The organism is Sphingomonas sp. 10B4 (assembly GCF_035019905.1).
In the GTDB taxonomy this organism is placed as follows: domain Bacteria; phylum Pseudomonadota; class Alphaproteobacteria; order Sphingomonadales; family Sphingomonadaceae; genus Sphingomonas; species Sphingomonas glacialis.
The window spans coordinates 1-262 of sequence record NZ_JASJVC010000375.1; the positions used below are offsets into that span (position 1 = coordinate 1).

Below are 262 nucleotides of genomic sequence, written 5' to 3' on the forward strand. Positions count from 1 at the left end.
GTGATGGGTGCACTGTTGGCTATTGCCCTATTCATGCAACTGCGCACGCGGAGCTACACGCCCTGGATTTACTGGCTGACGGTCGTACTGCTCAGCGTGGTCGGCACCCAGATTACTGACCTGCTCACCGATGGGCTAGGCGTTAGCCTGTATGTCAGCACGTCGGCATTTTCCGTGGCGCTTGCGGAGATTTTTGCGGCTTGGTTTTGGGTGGAACGCAGCTTGTCTATCCATGAGATTTTCACGCGACGTAGAGAGTTGT

General features: G+C 55.3%; 1 pseudogene. It reads left to right on the forward strand.

Annotated features, from left to right (window positions below):
* Nucleotides 1-33: 33 nt before the first annotated feature.
* Nucleotides 34-262, forward strand: a pseudogene (locus QN347_RS20170) (hypothetical protein); the annotation flags it as partial.